Below are 16,581 nucleotides of genomic sequence, written 5' to 3'. Positions count from 1 at the left end.
ACTGGTCTCGGACATGAAGAACGGTCGCAAGGACCCGATGGGTGCGTATTTCTGTGCGGAGTTGTAGCTGATGGTGCTGGACGTAAAGCCCGAGCAAATCACCAGGGATCATTTCGATCTTGTCGCAATCGGTTCCGGCTTCGGTTCGGCCTTCTTCCTGCACGAGTTCGCCAGGCGGCGTAAGGCGCGCATCCTGGTGCTGGAGTGGGGCCGCCACAATACGCATGAATGGCAGCTCGACCAGGACGCCAACACCGACATCGACGACGAGACGACCTACAAGACCGACAATTCCGACAAGCCGTGGAATTATACGATCGGGCTGGGCGGCGGGACCAACTGCTGGTTCGCGCAGACGCCACGGTTCCATCCCAATGATTTCAGGCTGAAAAGCACCTACGGCATCGGCAATGACTGGCCGATCAGCTATGACGATGTCGAGCCATTCTACTGCGATGCCGAAGAGATCATGTCGATCTCGGGCGACCCCGACATGGCGGCGATGCTGCCGCGTTCAAAACCGTTTCCGCAACCGCCGCATCGCATGTCGACGCCGGACAAGATGATGAAGGCGGCCCAGCCCGACGAGCACTTCGTCATGCCGACGGCCCGTGCCCGGGTCCCGACCTCGCAACGCACCTCGTGCTGTGCCAATCTGCGCTGCTGGCTGTGCCCGGTCGACGCGAAATTCACCGCCAACAACGGCCTGATGCACGTCTTCGAGCATCCCGACGTTTCGGTCTGCCTCGGTGCGGAAGTGCGGCGGCTCGATCATGTCGGCGGTACGGTCCGTTCGGTCACCTTCGTCCATGACGGCAAGCAATATCAGGTCAGTGGCGACCTCTTCATTCTCGGCGCCAATGCCATCCAGAGCGCCGCGATCATGCTGCGTTCCGGCCTGGGCGATCAATTCGTCGGGCGTGGCCTGCATGAATCCTATGGCTGGAATTTCGAGGTCTATCTCGACGGCGTCGACAATTTCGACGGCAGCACAATTACCACCGGCCTGAATTTCGGCCTCTATGACGGTCCGCACCGGTCCGAGCACGCGGCGGCCCTGGTCTATTTCGAGAACCGCTGGCAGCACGGGATGCGTGCCGAGAAGGGCCGTCTGCGCCAGACGCTGCCGCTGGTCGTGGTCACTGAGAACCTGCTCGATGACGAGAATTTCGTCACCCTCGACGAGGACGACAATGCCTTTGTCTCCTTCAAGGCGCCGTCGGACTACGCGGTCAAGGGCATGGCCAGGGCACTGGATAAATTGCCCGGGCTGCTCGCCCCGCTGCCGGTCGAAAGGCTTTTCGACCGCGGCATCCGGCCAACCGAATCGCATGTGCAGGGCACGCTCAGGATGGGCACCGGCCCCGCCGATTCGGTCATCGACAGCGACATGATCCATCACCGGTTGAGAAACCTGGTTGTCGTCGGCACCAGCACCTACCCAAGCTGCTCCTGCGCCAACCCGAGCCTGACCGCGGCAGCGTTGTCGCTGCGCGCGGCGAGCCGGATCGCATGAAAGGAGCGGGCCGATGATCGAAGTCACACGGCGCTCGGCACTGGCCATCCTGGCGGGAGGCGTTGCGTCGACAGGCGTTGCCTACGCGGCCGTCTCCTCGTTTTCGGACGAGGATCTGGTTCGGGTCACGCTGGAAAAATATCTCGGCAGGCTGAACATGCGCATCGAGCATCTGCAGCAGTTCGTGCTGGAGTTCCGCAACCGGAATCCCTGGATATTCCCGAGCGAGAAGCTGGGCGATGCCGTCACCTTGCTTGAAAAGACGAAGCTCGGCCAGGCGCGCGGGTTGCTGCCGCAACGCAAGCGGCGCGATCTCAGGCATTTCGATCGCTGGCTCGTTGCCGAATTCCACATGCTGACGGACTATGCCGGGCGCAGTTCGCCTGACGATCCGATCCGGTTCACCGGATGGCACTCATGCACCAACCCGTTCGCGACGCTTGATCCGCCACAGAATGCCTGAGGCGGCTTTCGACGCGGCCCGCGATCGGGCCGCAAGAATGAAACGCGAAAAGACCAGGAGCCAGGATCATGAAAGTTCTTTTTGCAGGCGGCAACGGCTACCCGCCGGAATTCAGCGGCGGCGTCCAGTCGAGCACGCATCATCTGGCCGAACAACTGATCGAGCATGGGCATGAGGCCGCGGTGCTTGCCGCCCTGTTCGGCGACGGCGTCTTCGGCCTCAAGGCGCGCGCCAAGATGAAGCTTTTGCGCCAGCCCGCGGTCGTAGACAGCTTCCCCGGCTACCCGGTGATCCGGGCGTGGTTCCCCTGGGAGGCGGCGGCCTTTGCCGTCAACCGCGTGAAGCCGGATGTGGCGGTGGTCCAGTGCCACAAGTCGGTTCCGCTCGGCAAGGCGCTGCAGGCCGAGGGCGTGCCGCTGGTCGTGTATCTGCGCAACGTCGAGTTTCATGAACTGGCCGGCGACCTGCGCGAATTGCGCTCGGCACTCTACATCGCCAATTCCGAATTCACCGCGCGCACCTACAGCAGGGAGTTCGGCATCGAGGCGACGGTGATCCCGCCGACCATCAACCCGACGCATTACAGCACGCCGACGACGGGCCAGTTTGTCACGCTGATCAATCCCTATGAGGAAAAGGGTTTCGAGTTGGCGGTGCGCATCGCCGGTGCTTGCCCGGAAATCCCGTTCCTGTTCGTTGAAAGCTGGAAGCTGGAGGACGATCATCGCGCGCGCATCGAAGAGACGATCGCACCGCTTGGCAATGTCACGCTGGAAAGCCGCACCAGCGACATGAAGACGGTCTATGGCCGCACCAGGATCCTGCTTGCGCCCAGCAAATGGGAAGAGGCCTGGGGGCGCGTCGCGTCGGAGGCCCATTGCAGCGGAATCCCCGTCATTGGCTCGCGGCGCGGCGGCCTGCCCGAAGCGATCGGCCCGGGCGGCGCGGTGCTGGATTACGACGCTCCGCTCGCCGACTGGGTCGCGGCCGTCAGACGGTTGTGGAACGACAGCAAGGAATATGATCGCGTCTCGGGCCTCGCGCGCGGTTTCGCGGCGCGCCCGGAGCTCGATCCGGACCGCCAGTTCGTCACCTTCTTCTCCATCCTGGACAGGGCGGTGCGGCAGCGCGCCCGCCAGGCGGCGTAGCCATGGCGGGTGGCGAGCTGCTCGACGGCAGCCGCCACGGTGCTGATCAGGCCGGGCGCTTGACCCGGCTTTTCAGCGTCTCGTAGCCGCGGGCGCCAAGCAGGGCGCGAACAAGGGCCTTGGCGGCGCCCTTGCGGCCTTCCTGCGAGTTGATCTGCCGCAGCCTCGCCGGCAGGTTGCGCGCTGCCTGGCCGAGCGCCGGCAGCGACAGCGCGTCGGGAACGCTGACCATGTGCGTTTCGACGCACAGCACCGGCTTGCCCGACAGTTCGGTGATCTTCAACGCCTGCGCATGCTCGCTTTCGATGAACAGGATGGCGTCGGATTTGCGGTAGAAATCAGCCTTGAAACTGCCATGCGCGCCAAGCCGCTGGCGCTCCGCCTTGCTCGGCAGGTCGAGCATGATCAGTTGGTCGTACTGGATACCGTTCCTTGCGAGCCATGCCTCGGTCAGCGCGCGGTATTTCTCCAGCCGGCTGGTGACCAGCCAGCCGATCCGGTGGGTCGGGGCATGAAGAGGGCGCGCTTCGCTGAGGAATTTTTCATAGGCTGGGCCGTCGTCGTTTTCCGCTTCGGTCGGGTCGAGGCACAGCACCCCGTCTATGTCGACACAGCATTGCGCCAGGAATTTGTGATGCATGAAATTCCACTGGAACATGCGCGGATGCGGCACGACCTCGAAGACGACGTCGGTTTCGGCATGCCGAGGCTGCAGGCCGAACACGGCGGCAAAGGTGAAGTCGGCTTCGATGCCGGCAGCCTGGATGCGGGCGCGGGCGTCGCGCATGGCATTGCCGCCCGCCACACTGTCGTCGATCACCAGCACCTTGCGCATCTCGGAGACCTTGCGGTCGAGTGCGGCGCGGCGCTTGGTGATGCCCGACGTGTAAACACGGCCTTCCAGGAAGCTATCCAGGTCGGTCATCGGAATGTTCGCGGCAAGGCTCACCAGCGTCGCCGCCAGCACGCCGCTTCTGGGAACGCCGACCACAAGGTCGATGTCACGCGGCAGCCGGTGAAGGTTGCTGACGATGGTGTCGTTCATGTCGGATATCGACCGGTAGTGCATGGATCGGACCTGATGCTCGTGTGGATATTGGGTAGCCGGCAAAGGCGTCGAAATTATTGCGCCTCGCGCGGCGTTGCCGCCGGCTGCCTTGCCGGCAGCATTTTCAGGGCCTCGCGCAAGGCCTCGCGGCCGGATGCGAAGGCCAGCGCGACAACGATGGTGATCAGGTAGGCAAGAACGGCGCCACCGGCCAGGGCGACGACAGGCTGTTGCGGCAGCATCGGCTTGATCAGCCAGACCGCCGCCAACGCCAGATGCGCGCCGAGCACGAAGGGCGTCGCCGCGCGCAGCACATGGCTGGCCCGCAGCGGTCCGCTCTTGCCGACATAAAGCCACAGGAAAGGCGTGCGCAGATATTCACTCACCGCATAGGCGACCGCCACGCCGAGCGCGCCATAGGGCAGGCCGATCGCGAAGGCGAGCACCGACGTCACCGCCGTGATGATGCCCCAGCGCATGAAGTCGCCGGAGCGGCCCTGGCTGACGAAAAGCCAGCCCGCCGGGTTGTTGAGCGGCTGCAGCAGCCCGGCAAAGCCGAGCGCCAGGAAGATCGAAGCGCTTGCGCGCCACTGCTCGCCGAGCACGAAGGGGATCAGCACATCCGACATCGCTGTGGCGAAGGCGACGCCGGGCAAGGCCACCAAAAGGATCAGCGGCATGACGCGCAGATAGGCGCTGCGATAGCGGTCCGGTTCGTCCTTCAGCCTGGACAGCGCCGGCACCATCACCTTCGACAGCGGATTGGTGATCTGGCTGAGCGGGAACAGAAGCAGCTTGTAGGCGCGGTCGTAAAGGCCGAGTTGCTGCTCGCCCCAGTATTTGCCGATCAGCACATTGTCGAGGTTGCGGGCGAAGAAATTGGCGAAGTTGAAGCCGGTGATGCCGGCGCCGAAATTGATCAGCTCGCCGATGCCCGCGACCTTGCGCGGCATGCCGGGCCGCCATCGCGAGCTTGCCCAGTAGCACAGCGTCGGCAGCACCGCGCCGGTCAGCGTGCCGGCGAACAGCGCCCAGTAGGAACGGTCGATGAAGGTCCAGGCGATCGATACCACCAGCCCGGCGACGGCGCTGGCGACATCGATGATCGCCAGCCGCCCGAACTGCATGCGCCGCGTCAAAAGCGCCAGATGCTGGGCGCCAAGCCCATAGGCCATGATCTGCAGGCCGAACGCGGCCACCAGCCCGGTCACGCGGGGCTCGCTGTAGAAGGCGGCGACCAGCGGCGCCGCGCCCGCCAGCACGCAGGCCAGGATCGCACTGACCGCGACATTGATCCAGAAGAGGTAATTTACCTCCTCGTGCCGGATGCCCGATTTCTGGATCGTCGCCTGGGTCAGGCCGAAATCCTGGAACAGCGCGATGAAGGCCAGCACCGGCGCGCACATCGCCACGACGCCGAAATCCTGCGGTGACAGCAGCCGCGACAGCACGATGACGGATATGATCTGTGTCGCGACCCGCACCGATTGCGACAGGGCGGTCACCACCGCGCCGCGTCCGACCGATTTGCGCAACGAGCCTTCTGGCGGGTCGAATGGATTGGCTTCCAAATTCAGGATTCCTGATCTTTGCGCGGATTCCGGAAATCCGAAATCCACAACCGCCGCCCACCCCAAACTACGGCAATAATTTTGCAGTGCAACAGAAAACGTGGATTTTTGCTACACTGCACCAAAAATGCTGCAATGCAGCATATCCGGATCGGCGCTTGCGCCCGTCCTCGAGGCTAGGCGCGACAGCGCAAGAAGTTACCTCATGGCTAAATGTCGGTCCGCCTGTATCCGTGAACGGTCATGACCAATCTCTCCGACGGAGCCATCGGCTCCCATTTGCCGGCCCAGCGCGGGTCCATGATGGCACCTGCGGCTACCCACAGGTCGAAATACGGCTGCATGGGCTTGTTCGGAAAGGCACCGCCGGTGGTGTCGGCCGGCGTGACGACCGCGGCTTCCTTGCCATCGATGGAAAAGACAACCCGTTTTCTGGCCTCATATTGCAGGCCGAGACGATATCGTTTGCCCGAAAGGTCGCCAACCAGGATCCATTTCACCCAGACCGCCTTGTGCTGGTTGTCGACGTTCGCCCAGACGGTGAGTTGCAATCCCCTGGTGCCGACGATCTCGAAATCGACCTCCTCATGGGCCTTGTCGTTGAAGATCCAGAGCGGCGCCGCGATCAGCCCTGGCTTCATCGTCGGCAGCGTTACGTCCACCTCCCATTTCGCCGATGCGGATGCGGAATTGCTGCCCGAGATCACCTCGGCGGAGGCTTTCTCGCTGACGGTAAGCTGAAGGGCGCCGTCGACGATTTTGACGTTGGCGGCCTTCCAGTCATAGCCGCCGAGCTTGGGCTCGCTCCACTGCGACGGTGCGAAGGGATTGGAGTATTTCCAAAGCTGGAGCTTCACATCGGCCCAGTCGGGAAGCTTGTCGAGGGCGACGTCCCCGCTTCCCGCCACGACGCTCTCGGCCAGTGCCTGGCTGGCGACCGATTGTACCGCCGTGGAGGCGGCCAGAAGCGCCAGGAGTTTTCTGCGTGTGTAAATCATCGGTAGCCTCCATTGGCCGCCTTGCCCTTGTCGGCGGCGACGTACTCGATCCGGCCGTCCGATGCGGCCTTGGCGCCGTGGCGCTGGGCATGCGCCATCTTTGAGGAGTCTTGCACCCCGGTGAGGCGGTTTTTTGCCACGCCACATCAAAATGTTGCGATGCAACAAAAAAATTCCTTTCGGGTGTCGGCGCGATCCGGGCAGTGAGAATAGGCGGAGTGGTCCCTCTCGATCGGTGGGCCAACGCCCGGGGCAAAAGACCTCTGTTGCGATGCTCGCAGCGGTGCTCAGGCCGCGGAGGCTGTCGGAATGCCGTGCCCCATTGCACTCTGCGGGTCAGGGGCAAACGGCAATAACACGGGCTTAAGGGATTCAAGCGGCAGGGATTGGGGAGACGAAACGTCTAGGGCAGGATCGATTTGTGCCGGCTGGCGGGCTTTTTCCACCGCGACACGATCGTAGAGCGCATCAAAGAACGCGCCTGCCGGCTCCGCCGCGAACATGACCTCCGCGGTCCTGCGGGCTTCGCGCCGCAGCGGCGCCATCAAGGCCGGTTGCCCGATATACGGCTTCAGCCGTTCGATGGCCAGGCTGGCGAGCCGTTCGACCTCATCGCGGAAATACTGTGCGTATTTCGCCTCCCCGCGCGCGTCGTATCCCGGGCTGGACCAGTCGCCGGTATCGTCGAGCTCCACAGGCAATGAGATCCCGTTGACGCCATCCTCCAGGAATTCCGGCAAGGCGCAGACTTTCGTTCCAAGAACCGGCGTGTGCTCGGACATCGATTCCAGCGCCGAGTAACCGAAAGTGTCGCCAAAGGTGGCGAGGACGCCGAAATGCGAGTTGCGCAGCAACTGCCGCACCTCCTGGTTTGGCAACACCCCGTGATGCCGGACGTTGGGCAGTTCGAGCAGCTTGATGTAGGGGTCGAAGAAGCCCGGGCTTGTCGGATCGGTCCATATGTGGCCACCAACCTGGAGACTGGACACGATGTTCACTCGAATTGGCAGATTTTGCTCGGCTGCCTTTTCCGCGATCTTGACCGCCACGCATCCGCCCTTGCGGCCAAAGTGGGCGCCGATGAATGTCAGCACCAACTCCTCGGCAACGTCTTGCGCCATCGCGTCTTGCGTTGCCGGCACCACGATGTTCGGGTGGCGGACCAGCAGCTTTTTCGTCAGCAGGTCCAGTTCCGGATGGTCGGAGTGCTGGGCGAGCAAACTTCTGCGGGCAAAATGCGACAAGGCGATGATGCGGCGGCAGCCGGGGTTGGTGATCCGCGACATCAGGTAGCGCGCCACCAGCCCACGTTTGCGAAGGGCGAATTGCCGGGGCAGATGGGATTCGAACGACATGATGTATTTGGAGGAATTGACCGGTATCCGGTTGAACGCATGCACCATGTCGACAGACAGGGCAGGTTCGATCAGCGTCACGCCTTCCAGCTTCGACGAGACCAGGTTCAGCGGCAGAAATCGCTGTCGCAAGATCGTATGCCTGGATGTTCGCGGTGTAACGAAACTGGTCGGATACTTGTCGTCATAGACGGCAATACGAAGAGCCTTGCTCATACAGCACCACCCGTATCGACACAGTGGCATCAGGGGGTATTCGCAGGCCATTCCAAAGCTGCAGCAGCGCTGCAATCACATGCCGCGCTGCAACACAATGCAGGCGCGGATCCCCTAGCCAATTTCCAAAACCCAACTTCCCTGGCAAGAATTCAACATCATTTTTTGTTGCACTGCAATACAATATTTAGGAATTGATTAACCACCATCTCCGCTGCTGGGGGCTTCGCGGTTCGCCCGGTGAGATCGCCATGGTGCCTTGAGATGGGTGAAACTGCCCGAAATTGCTTGCGAGGCGGGCCATATTGTTTCCGCAAGGCGCTACCACGCGGTCATTCTCAAGAGTTGTGGACCGCAAGCGATATGTTTGTGCGGCGCGGCAGAGGTGACTAATTTTGCTACACTGCACCAAAAATGTTGCGATGCAGCAAGAGCTGTACTAGGCTCCCCATGGGTGGGTCAAACAGCGGTCGAGTTTTCATGCTGCATGTCTTGTACCTGGTGCACGATGTCTCCGATCCGGCGGTCCGCCGGCGGATCACAATGCTCAGGACAGGTGGCGCCCAGGTCACCCTGGCGGGCTTCCGCCGCACCGCCACCCCGATTGCCGATATCGAAGGATTGCTGCCGGTTGACCTTGGCGCGACACGCGACGGACGATTCGCCCAGCGCCTGGCGGCGGTCGCAAAAGCGACGGTTTCGCTTCGGGCGAAGCTGAGGGGCACGCCGCGGCCCGATCTCATCATAGCGCGCAACCTGGAAATGCTGGCGCTTGCCCGTCGCGCCGGGTCGGCCTTCGGCGCAAAGGTGCCGATCGTCTATGAATGCCTCGACATCCACCGCCTGGTGCTCCGCGACGATGTCCTCGGCAAGGCCTTGCGCGCCACCGAGCGCCACCTGGCGCGCGACGTGAAGCTGCTGGTGACAAGTTCGCCCGCCTTCATCGCCAATTATTTCAAACCTTTCCGCCAGGTCGCCGCCCCGGTCGAACTGGTCGAGAACAAGTATTTCGAGGCGGCGGCGATCCAGCCTGGCACGGGCGAGGCGATGGAGGGGCCTGTCGCCCCGCCATGGCGGATCGGCTGGTTCGGCGCGCTGCGCTGTCGCCGCTCGCTCAGGCTGCTCGCCGATTTCACGCGCCGCATGGATGGACGTTTCGAGGTCGTGCTGCGCGGCCGTCCGGCGCTCTCGGAATTCCCGGATTTCCATGATTTCGTCGATGCCGAGCCTTATCTGTCGTTTCGCGGACCCTACCGCAACCCGGAGGACATGGCGGCGATCTACCAGGACGTCCACTTCGCCTGGGCGATCGATTTCTTCGAAGAGGGGCAGAATTCGGAATGGCTGCTGCCCAACCGCCTTTATGAAGGCTGTCGCTTCGGGGCGGTGCCGATCTCGATGGGCCATACCGAAACGGGACGGTTCCTCAGCCAGCAGGATATCGGCGTTCTTCTGCCCCAGCCGACTTCCCAGGCGCTCGAGACCGCGCTTGGCAAGATGGAAGAGCACCGCTTCGGCAGGCTGAAGGCGCGCGTGCTTGCCCATAATCCGAGGACATGGAGCTACGACCGCAGCGACTGCAGGGCGCTGGTCGAAAAATTGCGCCGCCTGACCACCGTGCGCGAACCCCTCGCGGCCGAAGCCATGGCATAGGATGGACATCGCCTGATGACGCAAGCGCTTCCCTCCAACCTGATCGTGATCCCCTGCCTGAACGAGGCAACCCATATCGGCACGCTGCTCGATCAATTGCGGCCCGCGGCGCAAAGGCTGGGCGCCAGGATCATCGTCGCCGATGGCGGCAGCACCGATGGCACGCTGGCCATTGTCGAGCAGATCGCCGCGAAGGATCCGCGCGTCATCCTGCTTCACAACAAGCGCCGCATCCAGAGCGCGGCGATCAATCTCGCCATTGGCACTTTCGGTGAGGGCGCGGACTATCTGATCCGCATCGACGCGCATGGCGGCTATCCCGACGATTATTGTGACCGGCTGCTTGAGGAAGCACTGGCCACATCAGCGGATTCAGTCGTGGTTTCGATGTTGACCAGCGGCAGCGGCGCGGTACAGAAATCGGTTGCGGCGGCGCAGAATTCGAAACTCGGCACCGGTGGCTCCAAGCATCGCCACCTCTCCGCCGGAGAGTGGGTCGACCATGGCCATCACGCGCTGATGCGGATTTCGGCCTTCCGCGCTGTCGGCGGCTATGACGAGACGTTCAGCCACAATGAGGATGCCGAGCTCGACTATCGGCTGCGGCAAGCCGGCCACAAGATCTGGATGAGCGGCAAGACGCAGATGGTCTATTACCCGCGCGCCTCGCTCAAAGGTCTCTATTTCCAGTATCTCGGTTATGGCCGTGGCCGCGCCAAGAATGTGCTGAAGCACCGCGTCATTCCGAAGGTCCGGCAGATGGTGCCGCTGGCGGTCTTCCCCGTGGTTCTTCTGGCTGCCTTCTCCTTCGTGCATTGGATCGCGGCTGTGCCCTTGCTGGTCTGGGCGGCGGTATGCCTGGGCTACGGCCTGGTGACGGCCATCCGCCAGCGCAATGCCGACATCGCGCTCGCCGGCGTCTCGGCGATGGTCATGCATTTCGGCTGGTCCGTCGGCTTCTGGCTGCAGCTTCTCGGCCTCGGCGCGCGACGCGGGGTGGCGTGATGGCGGTTCAGGCCAAGAACCGCAGCATCGACATCGGCGTGTGCACGTTCCGGCGGCCGGAGCTGGCCGATACGCTGCGCTCGCTCGCCGCCATGGAAATGCCGGCGGGGTTTGATGTCGGCGTCATCGTCGCCGACAATGACGACACGCCAAGCGCGCAGGCCCTGGTGACGGCGCTGTCGCGGGATTTGAAATTGCCGGTCCGCTACCGGCACGCTCCGGCACGCAACATCTCGGTCGCCCGCAACGCCTGCCTCGATACCAGCCAGGCGGATTTCCTCGCCTTCATCGACGATGACGAGACTGCCTCGCCCCGTTGGCTGGCCGAACTGGTCGCGACGGCTGAGGACAGCGGCGCAACAGCCGTGCTCGGCCCGGTGCGCGCGCTCTACCGTCCGGATGCGCCCGAATGGATGCGGCGTGGCGATTTCCATTCGACCTTGCCCGTCTGGGTGCGCGGCGAGATCCGCACCGGCTACACCTGCAATGTCCTGCTGCGCATGGGATCGGACAGCTTGCGCGGCCGTCGCTTCAGCCTGGCGCGCGGCCAGACCGGCGGCGAGGACACCGAGTTCTTCGATCAGATGGTCAAGGCAGACGGCCGCATCGCCTTCTCGCAGGACGCCTGGGTGGACGAGGTGGTGCCGGGTGCGAGGGCTGCGTTCGACTGGCTTGGCCGGCGCCGTTTTCGTGTCGGTCAGACGCATGGTCACCTCTTGGGCAGCAATGCGCGCGGCATCGGGCTGATAAAGCATGTCGGCCTTGCCGCGGCAAAGGCGGCCTATTGTTTCGCAGCGGCACTTCCCGTCGTCGCCAGCCCGGTACGCAGGAACCGCAGCGTGTTGCGCGGCATCATGCATTTCGGTGTCGTCAGCGGTCTTGTCGGCGTCCGCGAAATCCGCCTCTATGGCCAACCCTCGCCGGGGGAAGGAGGCAAGCGTGCAGCCTGACGTTTCCCCGATCCCCGCCGTTTCAGCCCCCGACGTTTCCGTTGTGATCGCGGCCTACAATGCGGAGGCGACGCTCGACAGGGCGATCGCCAGCGCCATCGCGCAGAAGGATGTCAGCGTCGAGATCATCGTTGTCGACGATCAGTCGCGCGATGCCACGCTCGATGTGGCGCGGGCCTATCCGCAGGACATCGTGCGTGTCGTTGCGCTCGCCAGGAATCGCGGCCCCGGCGGCGCCAGGAATGCCGGCCTCGACGTCGCCCGCGGCAGGTGGATCGCGGTTCTCGATTCCGATGACGCCATCTTTCCCGGCCGTCTCGCCGCCATGATCAACCGCGCCGAGAAAGCCGATGCCCAGATCGCCGTCGACAATCTCCAGGTCATCCGCGAGGACGGTGTGGTCGAGGATGCGATGTTCCCGCGGCAGTATCTGGAAGGCTTGCGCGAAATTTCGCTGACCACCTACATCGCAGGCAACATCGTCTTCGAATCGAAGTTCAATCTCGGCTACCTCAAGCCGATCTTCCAGCGCCGGTTCCTGGATGAGAACCGGCTTCGCTATGACGAGAAACTGAGGATCGGCGAGGATTATATCCTTTTTGCCGAGGCGCTCGCCAAGGGCGGCAGATGCGTGGTCGAGCCCGATATCGGCTACGCCTATCACATTCGCAGCGGCTCCATCTCGCGTGTGCTCGAGCTTCATCATGTCGAAGCGATGCGCAAGGCGGACGCCGTATTCGCTCAAACCCATCAGATGGATGAGGCAGCTCAGGCGGCCTTTGCCCGGCGCGGCCGCAGCCTGCGCAAGGCGGCCTCCTTCCTGGCGATGGTCCAGCACATCAAGGCGCGGTCCCCGCTCAAGGCGATCCGGACGGCGCTCAGCGACCCGGCGGCGGTCAGGCATATGGGCATGCCGATCGCCGTGCGGTTGCGACGAGTAGCGGCACAATTTGCCGTGGGGGTGGGGAGGTGAAGATGCAGGCACATGGAGGGATTTTTCGTGGCCTGTGAAGGAACTGCAGTCGATCTCCTCAGAAGGAATTTGCGATGAAGAAAATCAGGAAGGCCGTGATACCGGTGGCGGGGCTTGGAACACGGTTCCTGCCGGCGACCAAGTCGATGCCGAAGGAAATGCTTCCCGTGGTCGACAGGCCTGTCGTGCAATATGCGGTGGACGAGGCCTTCGAAGCCGGCATCGAGCACATCGTGTTCGTGACCGGCCGCAACAAGGCGGTCATCGAGGACTATTTCGACCTGCATCCGGAATTGATCGGCACGCTGGAGCAGACCGGCAAGAAGACCCAGCTGGAGGCGCTCGAAAGCATGTTGCCTGTGGCTGGTGCCACCTCCTTCATCCGCCAGCAGTCGCCGCAAGGCCTCGGCCACGCCGTCTGGTGCGCCCGCGAAGTCATCGGCAACGAGCCTTTCGCCCTGCTTCTGCCTGACATGGTCTCCTTCGGCGGGCGCGGCTGCCTGGCCGAGATCACCGATCTCTACGCCGAGACGGGCGGCAATGTGATCGCCGTCGAACGCTGCGATCCGAGCGAAACCAACAAATACGGCATTGTCGGTCGCGGCGCCGAGATCGGCGGCGGTTTCGAGGTTACGGCCATGGTCGAGAAGCCGGCCCCGGCCAACGCGCCGTCGAATTTCTACATCAACGGCCGCTACATCCTGCAGCCCGAGATATTCGCGCTGCTGGGCAATCAGCAGCGTGGCGCCGGCAACGAGATCCAGCTGACCGACGCCATGGTCCGCCTGTCGAGGGACCAGCCGTTCTTTGCCCAGCCTTTCCTGGGCCGCATGTTCGACTGCGGGTCCAAGGAAGGGTTCATCCAGGCCAACATCGCCTTCGCGCTGGCACGCAACGACATGAAGGGTCCGGTTTTCGAGATGCTTCAGGAGTTCGTCCGGTCGCATGAACGCCAGGAAGAAGCCGCATAATGCCCATCTTTCGGGAGCATTGTCACATGACTGTTGGCGAGGGGCTGGCAGGTTCCTCGCTGATTGGCATGAGGCTTGCATTGCCCACGGCAATGCTCCCGGCCATCGAGGCAACTGCAAGCCAAGGCACGATCCCGGAAAGTCAGTCCCGGTTTTCGGAAAAGATTGTGCCCAAACAAAGAGATAGAGCCTAAACCCGATGATCGGGACGCGACAGGCTCTGGGATTGGACCGACGATGAACTATGCCAACTTTCCTCTCGACAAGAGGATGCCATTGCCGAATTCGGATGCAGGAGGCGGCGAAGACTTCATCGATATCGAGCGTCTGCTTGGCATGGCTGCGCGGCAGGCCAAGGTGGTTGCCGTGTGCGCCGCCATCGGTCTTTTCCTGGGCATGCTCTATCTGCAGACCACGCCGCCCAAATTTGTGTCGGTCTCGAGCGTGCTGATCGACGAGGGGCTGAACAAGATCGTCGACGACATTTCGGCGGCGTCGACCACCATGCAGACCGATTCCGCCATTTTGAGCCAGATCGAGATACTGACCTCGACGCGGCTTGCCGCGGTGGTCGTCGACAAGCTCAAGCTCGACCAGAACGATGCCTTCATGAACCCGCCGCAGTCGGCGCTTGCCCAGGGCGTCGGCCTGATCCGCGGCCTGATCCAGTATGTCCGCCCCAGCCCGCCCATGCCGGGCCTTGGTGACATCAGCAAACTCGACCCGGCTGCCCGCGATGCGCTGATTGCCGCGTCGCGCCGTGACTACGCCATCCTCAAGCTGCAGAACGAAATCCGGGCGGATCGTGTCGGACGAAGCTATGTCATCGCGCTTGGCTATCAGGCGACGGATCCGGGACTGGCGACCGCGATCACCAAGGCCTATGCCGACGCCTATCTTGCCGATCAGCTCGACGCCAGCTTCGACGCCACCGAGCGCGCGGCGGTCTGGCTGCAGGGCCGGCTGACGGAACTGCGCGAGAGTTCGCAGCAGGCATCGCTCGCGGTCGAGAAATTCAGGGCCGAGCACGGCCTGTCCGCCAACAGCGATGGCCAGCTGATGAGCGACAAGCAGCTTGCCGACCTCAACGCCCAGCTGATCGTGGCGCAGGCCGACACGGCTCGCGCCAGCGCCCGCTACCAGCAGTACAAGTCGATTGTCGATAGCGGCTCCGAGAACGCCTTCAAGGACGCGGCCATATCGGCCGACCAGCCGAGCAGTTCGGTCATTTCGGCGCTCAAGACCCGCTACCTCACCGTCGCCAAGCGGCAGCAGGACGTCGAGGCGAATTTCGGTCCCGAACATCCGCAGGCCGTCGCGCTTGCCAAGGAAAAGGCCGACATATCGGCGCAGATATTCGGCGAGCTGAAGCAGCTCACCGAAAGCTATCGCAACGAATATGAAGTGGCGCTGGCGCGCGAGACCGCGCTCCGGGCCAATGTCGCCGCCGCACAGGGCAAGAGTTCCATCGACAACCAGTCGCAGGTCCAGTTGCGCGACCTCGACCAGAAGGCGACGGCGCTCACGACGCTCTACCAGACGTTCCTCGGCCGCTACGAGGAAGCCGCGCAGCAGCAATCCTTCCCGGTCGGCAAGATCCGCATCATCTCGGACGCCTCGACACCGCTCTCCGCCTCGAGCCCGCGTACCATGGTCGTGCTCGGGCTCTCGCTCGTGCTCGGTGTGCTGATGGGCGCCGGCTTCGGCGGCCTCAACGAATTCAACGAGCGGTTTTTCCGGACCGGTGAGGAGGTGCGCGACCGCGTCGGTCTCAAATTCCTCGGCTACCTGCCGACCATCGGCAGCAAACCCGCCAAGGACGACAAGCCGGCCGAGGCTCAGCCGGATGCCAAGGCAGCCAGATCGCCGGCCGCCATTGAAAGGCGGGCGCGAATGAGGGTGAGCATCGACGCTCCGGCATCGATGTTTGCCGAAACGCTGCGCAGCGCCAAGATCGCCTTCGATGTCGTGATGGAAGGACAAGGCAGCCGCGTCATCGGCGTCATCTCCGTGCTTCCCGGCGAAGGCAAGTCGACGGTGGCGGCCAATCTCGCCGGGCTGCTTGCCGCCAACGGCGCCAAGACGCTGCTCATCGACGGCGACTTGCGCAATCCCGGTCTCAGCCGCAGCCTCGGCATGGAGGCCGAACAAGGCCTGATGGAAGCGGTGGTGAGCGGTCAGACATGGCAATCCGTCGGTAAGATCGACAGGCAGACCAAGCTTGCCATCATTCCGGCCGTGTTGCGTGGGCACTTCTCGCACACCAGCGAGCTGCTTTCCTCGGCCGGAATGCGGCGCTTCATCGATAATGCCAAGGAGACGTTCGAATACATCGTCGTCGATCTGCCGCCGCTCGGGCCGGTGGTCGACGCCAAGGCCTTCGCGCCGCTCGTCGACGGCTTCGTGCTCGTCACCGAATGGGGCCGCACGCCGCGCGCCATGGTGCGGTCGATGCTGGAATCCGAGCCCTATGTCGCCAACAAGATCGTCGGGGCGGTGCTGAACAAGGTCGATCTGAAGAAGCTCGCCAAATACGGGTCGTTTGGGGCGTCGGAGAAATTCTTCGACAAATATTCGACCTACTATCTCGACAAGTCGGAAGTCCGCAGCAAGGCGCCGGTCTAGGGCATTTCGCCGTTTCACGGAAACGGCGAACCGCTCTAACTCTTTGTTTTGATGCAATTCCCAGGGGAGGGCGCTACACGCTTTTCCCG

The 16,581-nt window shown here is 63.1% G+C and carries 14 protein-coding genes; 9 read left to right on the top strand and 5 right to left on the bottom strand.

From position 1 onward, the window contains the following. Positions 1-70 precede the first annotated feature (70 nt). The 3 genes from AC07UC_RS01235 to AC07UC_RS01225 all read left to right on the top strand — a co-directional run bounded on the left by AC07UC_RS01235 (position 71) and on the right by AC07UC_RS01225 (position 3,127). Positions 71-1,516: a GMC oxidoreductase gene (locus AC07UC_RS01235; protein WP_140770001.1), complete on the top strand. Its 1,446-nt coding sequence runs from the start codon at positions 71-73 to the stop codon at positions 1,514-1,516. A 13-nt stretch (positions 1,517-1,529) separates the two neighbouring features. Then, on the top strand, positions 1,530-1,979 hold the full coding sequence (locus tag AC07UC_RS01230) for a hypothetical protein (protein WP_494903550.1): 450 nt from the start codon (positions 1,530-1,532) through the stop codon (positions 1,977-1,979). Positions 1,980-2,047: 68 nt separating this feature from the next. Continuing rightward, complete coding sequence (locus AC07UC_RS01225; protein WP_494903548.1) at positions 2,048-3,127, top strand: glycosyltransferase; 1,080 nt, start codon at positions 2,048-2,050, stop codon at positions 3,125-3,127. A 46-nt stretch (positions 3,128-3,173) separates the two neighbouring features. Here the strand turns inward: AC07UC_RS01225 and AC07UC_RS01220 are convergent, their stop codons facing one another. The 5 genes from AC07UC_RS01220 to AC07UC_RS01200 all read right to left on the bottom strand — a co-directional run bounded on the left by AC07UC_RS01220 (position 3,174) and on the right by AC07UC_RS01200 (position 8,180). Continuing rightward, positions 3,174-4,196 (bottom strand): phosphoribosyltransferase family protein, encoded by a 1,023-nt coding sequence (locus AC07UC_RS01220; RefSeq protein WP_140769997.1) that lies wholly within the window; start codon positions 4,194-4,196, stop codon positions 3,174-3,176. A 53-nt stretch (positions 4,197-4,249) separates the two neighbouring features. Continuing rightward, positions 4,250-5,746 (bottom strand): lipopolysaccharide biosynthesis protein, encoded by a 1,497-nt coding sequence (locus AC07UC_RS01215; protein ID WP_202324819.1) that lies wholly within the window; start codon positions 5,744-5,746, stop codon positions 4,250-4,252. Positions 5,747-5,955: 209 nt separating this feature from the next. Beyond that, positions 5,956-6,744, bottom strand: coding sequence for a family 16 glycosylhydrolase (locus tag AC07UC_RS01210; protein WP_494903546.1), 789 nt, complete (start codon positions 6,742-6,744; stop codon positions 5,956-5,958). Further along, on the bottom strand, positions 6,741-6,884 hold the full coding sequence (locus tag AC07UC_RS01205; RefSeq protein WP_202324817.1) for a hypothetical protein: 144 nt from the start codon (positions 6,882-6,884) through the stop codon (positions 6,741-6,743). Before AC07UC_RS01205 ends, AC07UC_RS01210 begins: the two co-directional genes overlap by 4 nt. 147 nt (positions 6,885-7,031) lie before the next feature. Further along, the gene (locus tag AC07UC_RS01200) at positions 7,032-8,180 is read right to left on the bottom strand and encodes a glycosyltransferase family 4 protein (RefSeq protein WP_494903544.1); all 1,149 of its coding nucleotides are present in this window, start codon (positions 8,178-8,180) and stop codon (positions 7,032-7,034) included. Positions 8,181-8,795: 615 nt separating this feature from the next. Here AC07UC_RS01200 and AC07UC_RS01195 point away from each other — a divergent pair. From AC07UC_RS01195 to AC07UC_RS01170, 6 genes are all read left to right on the top strand, one after another. Continuing rightward, positions 8,796-9,968, top strand: coding sequence for a glycosyltransferase family protein (locus AC07UC_RS01195; RefSeq protein ID WP_140769989.1), 1,173 nt, complete (start codon positions 8,796-8,798; stop codon positions 9,966-9,968). 15 nt (positions 9,969-9,983) lie between these two features. After that, positions 9,984-10,973 carry a glycosyltransferase family 2 protein gene (locus tag AC07UC_RS01190; RefSeq protein WP_494903542.1) on the top strand — a complete coding sequence of 330 codons (990 nt, stop codon included), beginning with the start codon at positions 9,984-9,986 and terminating at the stop codon, positions 10,971-10,973. Next, the gene (locus tag AC07UC_RS01185) at positions 10,973-11,923 is read left to right on the top strand and encodes a glycosyltransferase family 2 protein (protein ID WP_494903541.1); all 951 of its coding nucleotides are present in this window, start codon (positions 10,973-10,975) and stop codon (positions 11,921-11,923) included. The genes AC07UC_RS01190 and AC07UC_RS01185 overlap by 1 nt, the downstream gene beginning before the upstream one ends. Continuing rightward, positions 11,913-12,896: a glycosyltransferase family 2 protein gene (locus AC07UC_RS01180; protein WP_494903540.1), complete on the top strand. Its 984-nt coding sequence runs from the start codon at positions 11,913-11,915 to the stop codon at positions 12,894-12,896. Before AC07UC_RS01185 ends, AC07UC_RS01180 begins: the two co-directional genes overlap by 11 nt. A 74-nt stretch (positions 12,897-12,970) precedes the next feature. Further along, positions 12,971-13,867, top strand: coding sequence for a UTP--glucose-1-phosphate uridylyltransferase (locus tag AC07UC_RS01175; protein ID WP_056569474.1), 897 nt, complete (start codon positions 12,971-12,973; stop codon positions 13,865-13,867). Positions 13,868-14,104: 237 nt separating this feature from the next. Further along, complete coding sequence (locus AC07UC_RS01170; protein WP_140769982.1) at positions 14,105-16,492, top strand: polysaccharide biosynthesis tyrosine autokinase; 2,388 nt, start codon at positions 14,105-14,107, stop codon at positions 16,490-16,492. The last annotated feature ends 89 nt before the right edge of the window (positions 16,493-16,581 follow it).

The sequence above is a fragment of the Mesorhizobium sp. GW821-FHT04C10 genome, assembly GCF_059420305.1.
Note: the sequence above shows the minus strand (reverse complement) of the source record. Positions and strands in the feature narration are given on the sequence as shown.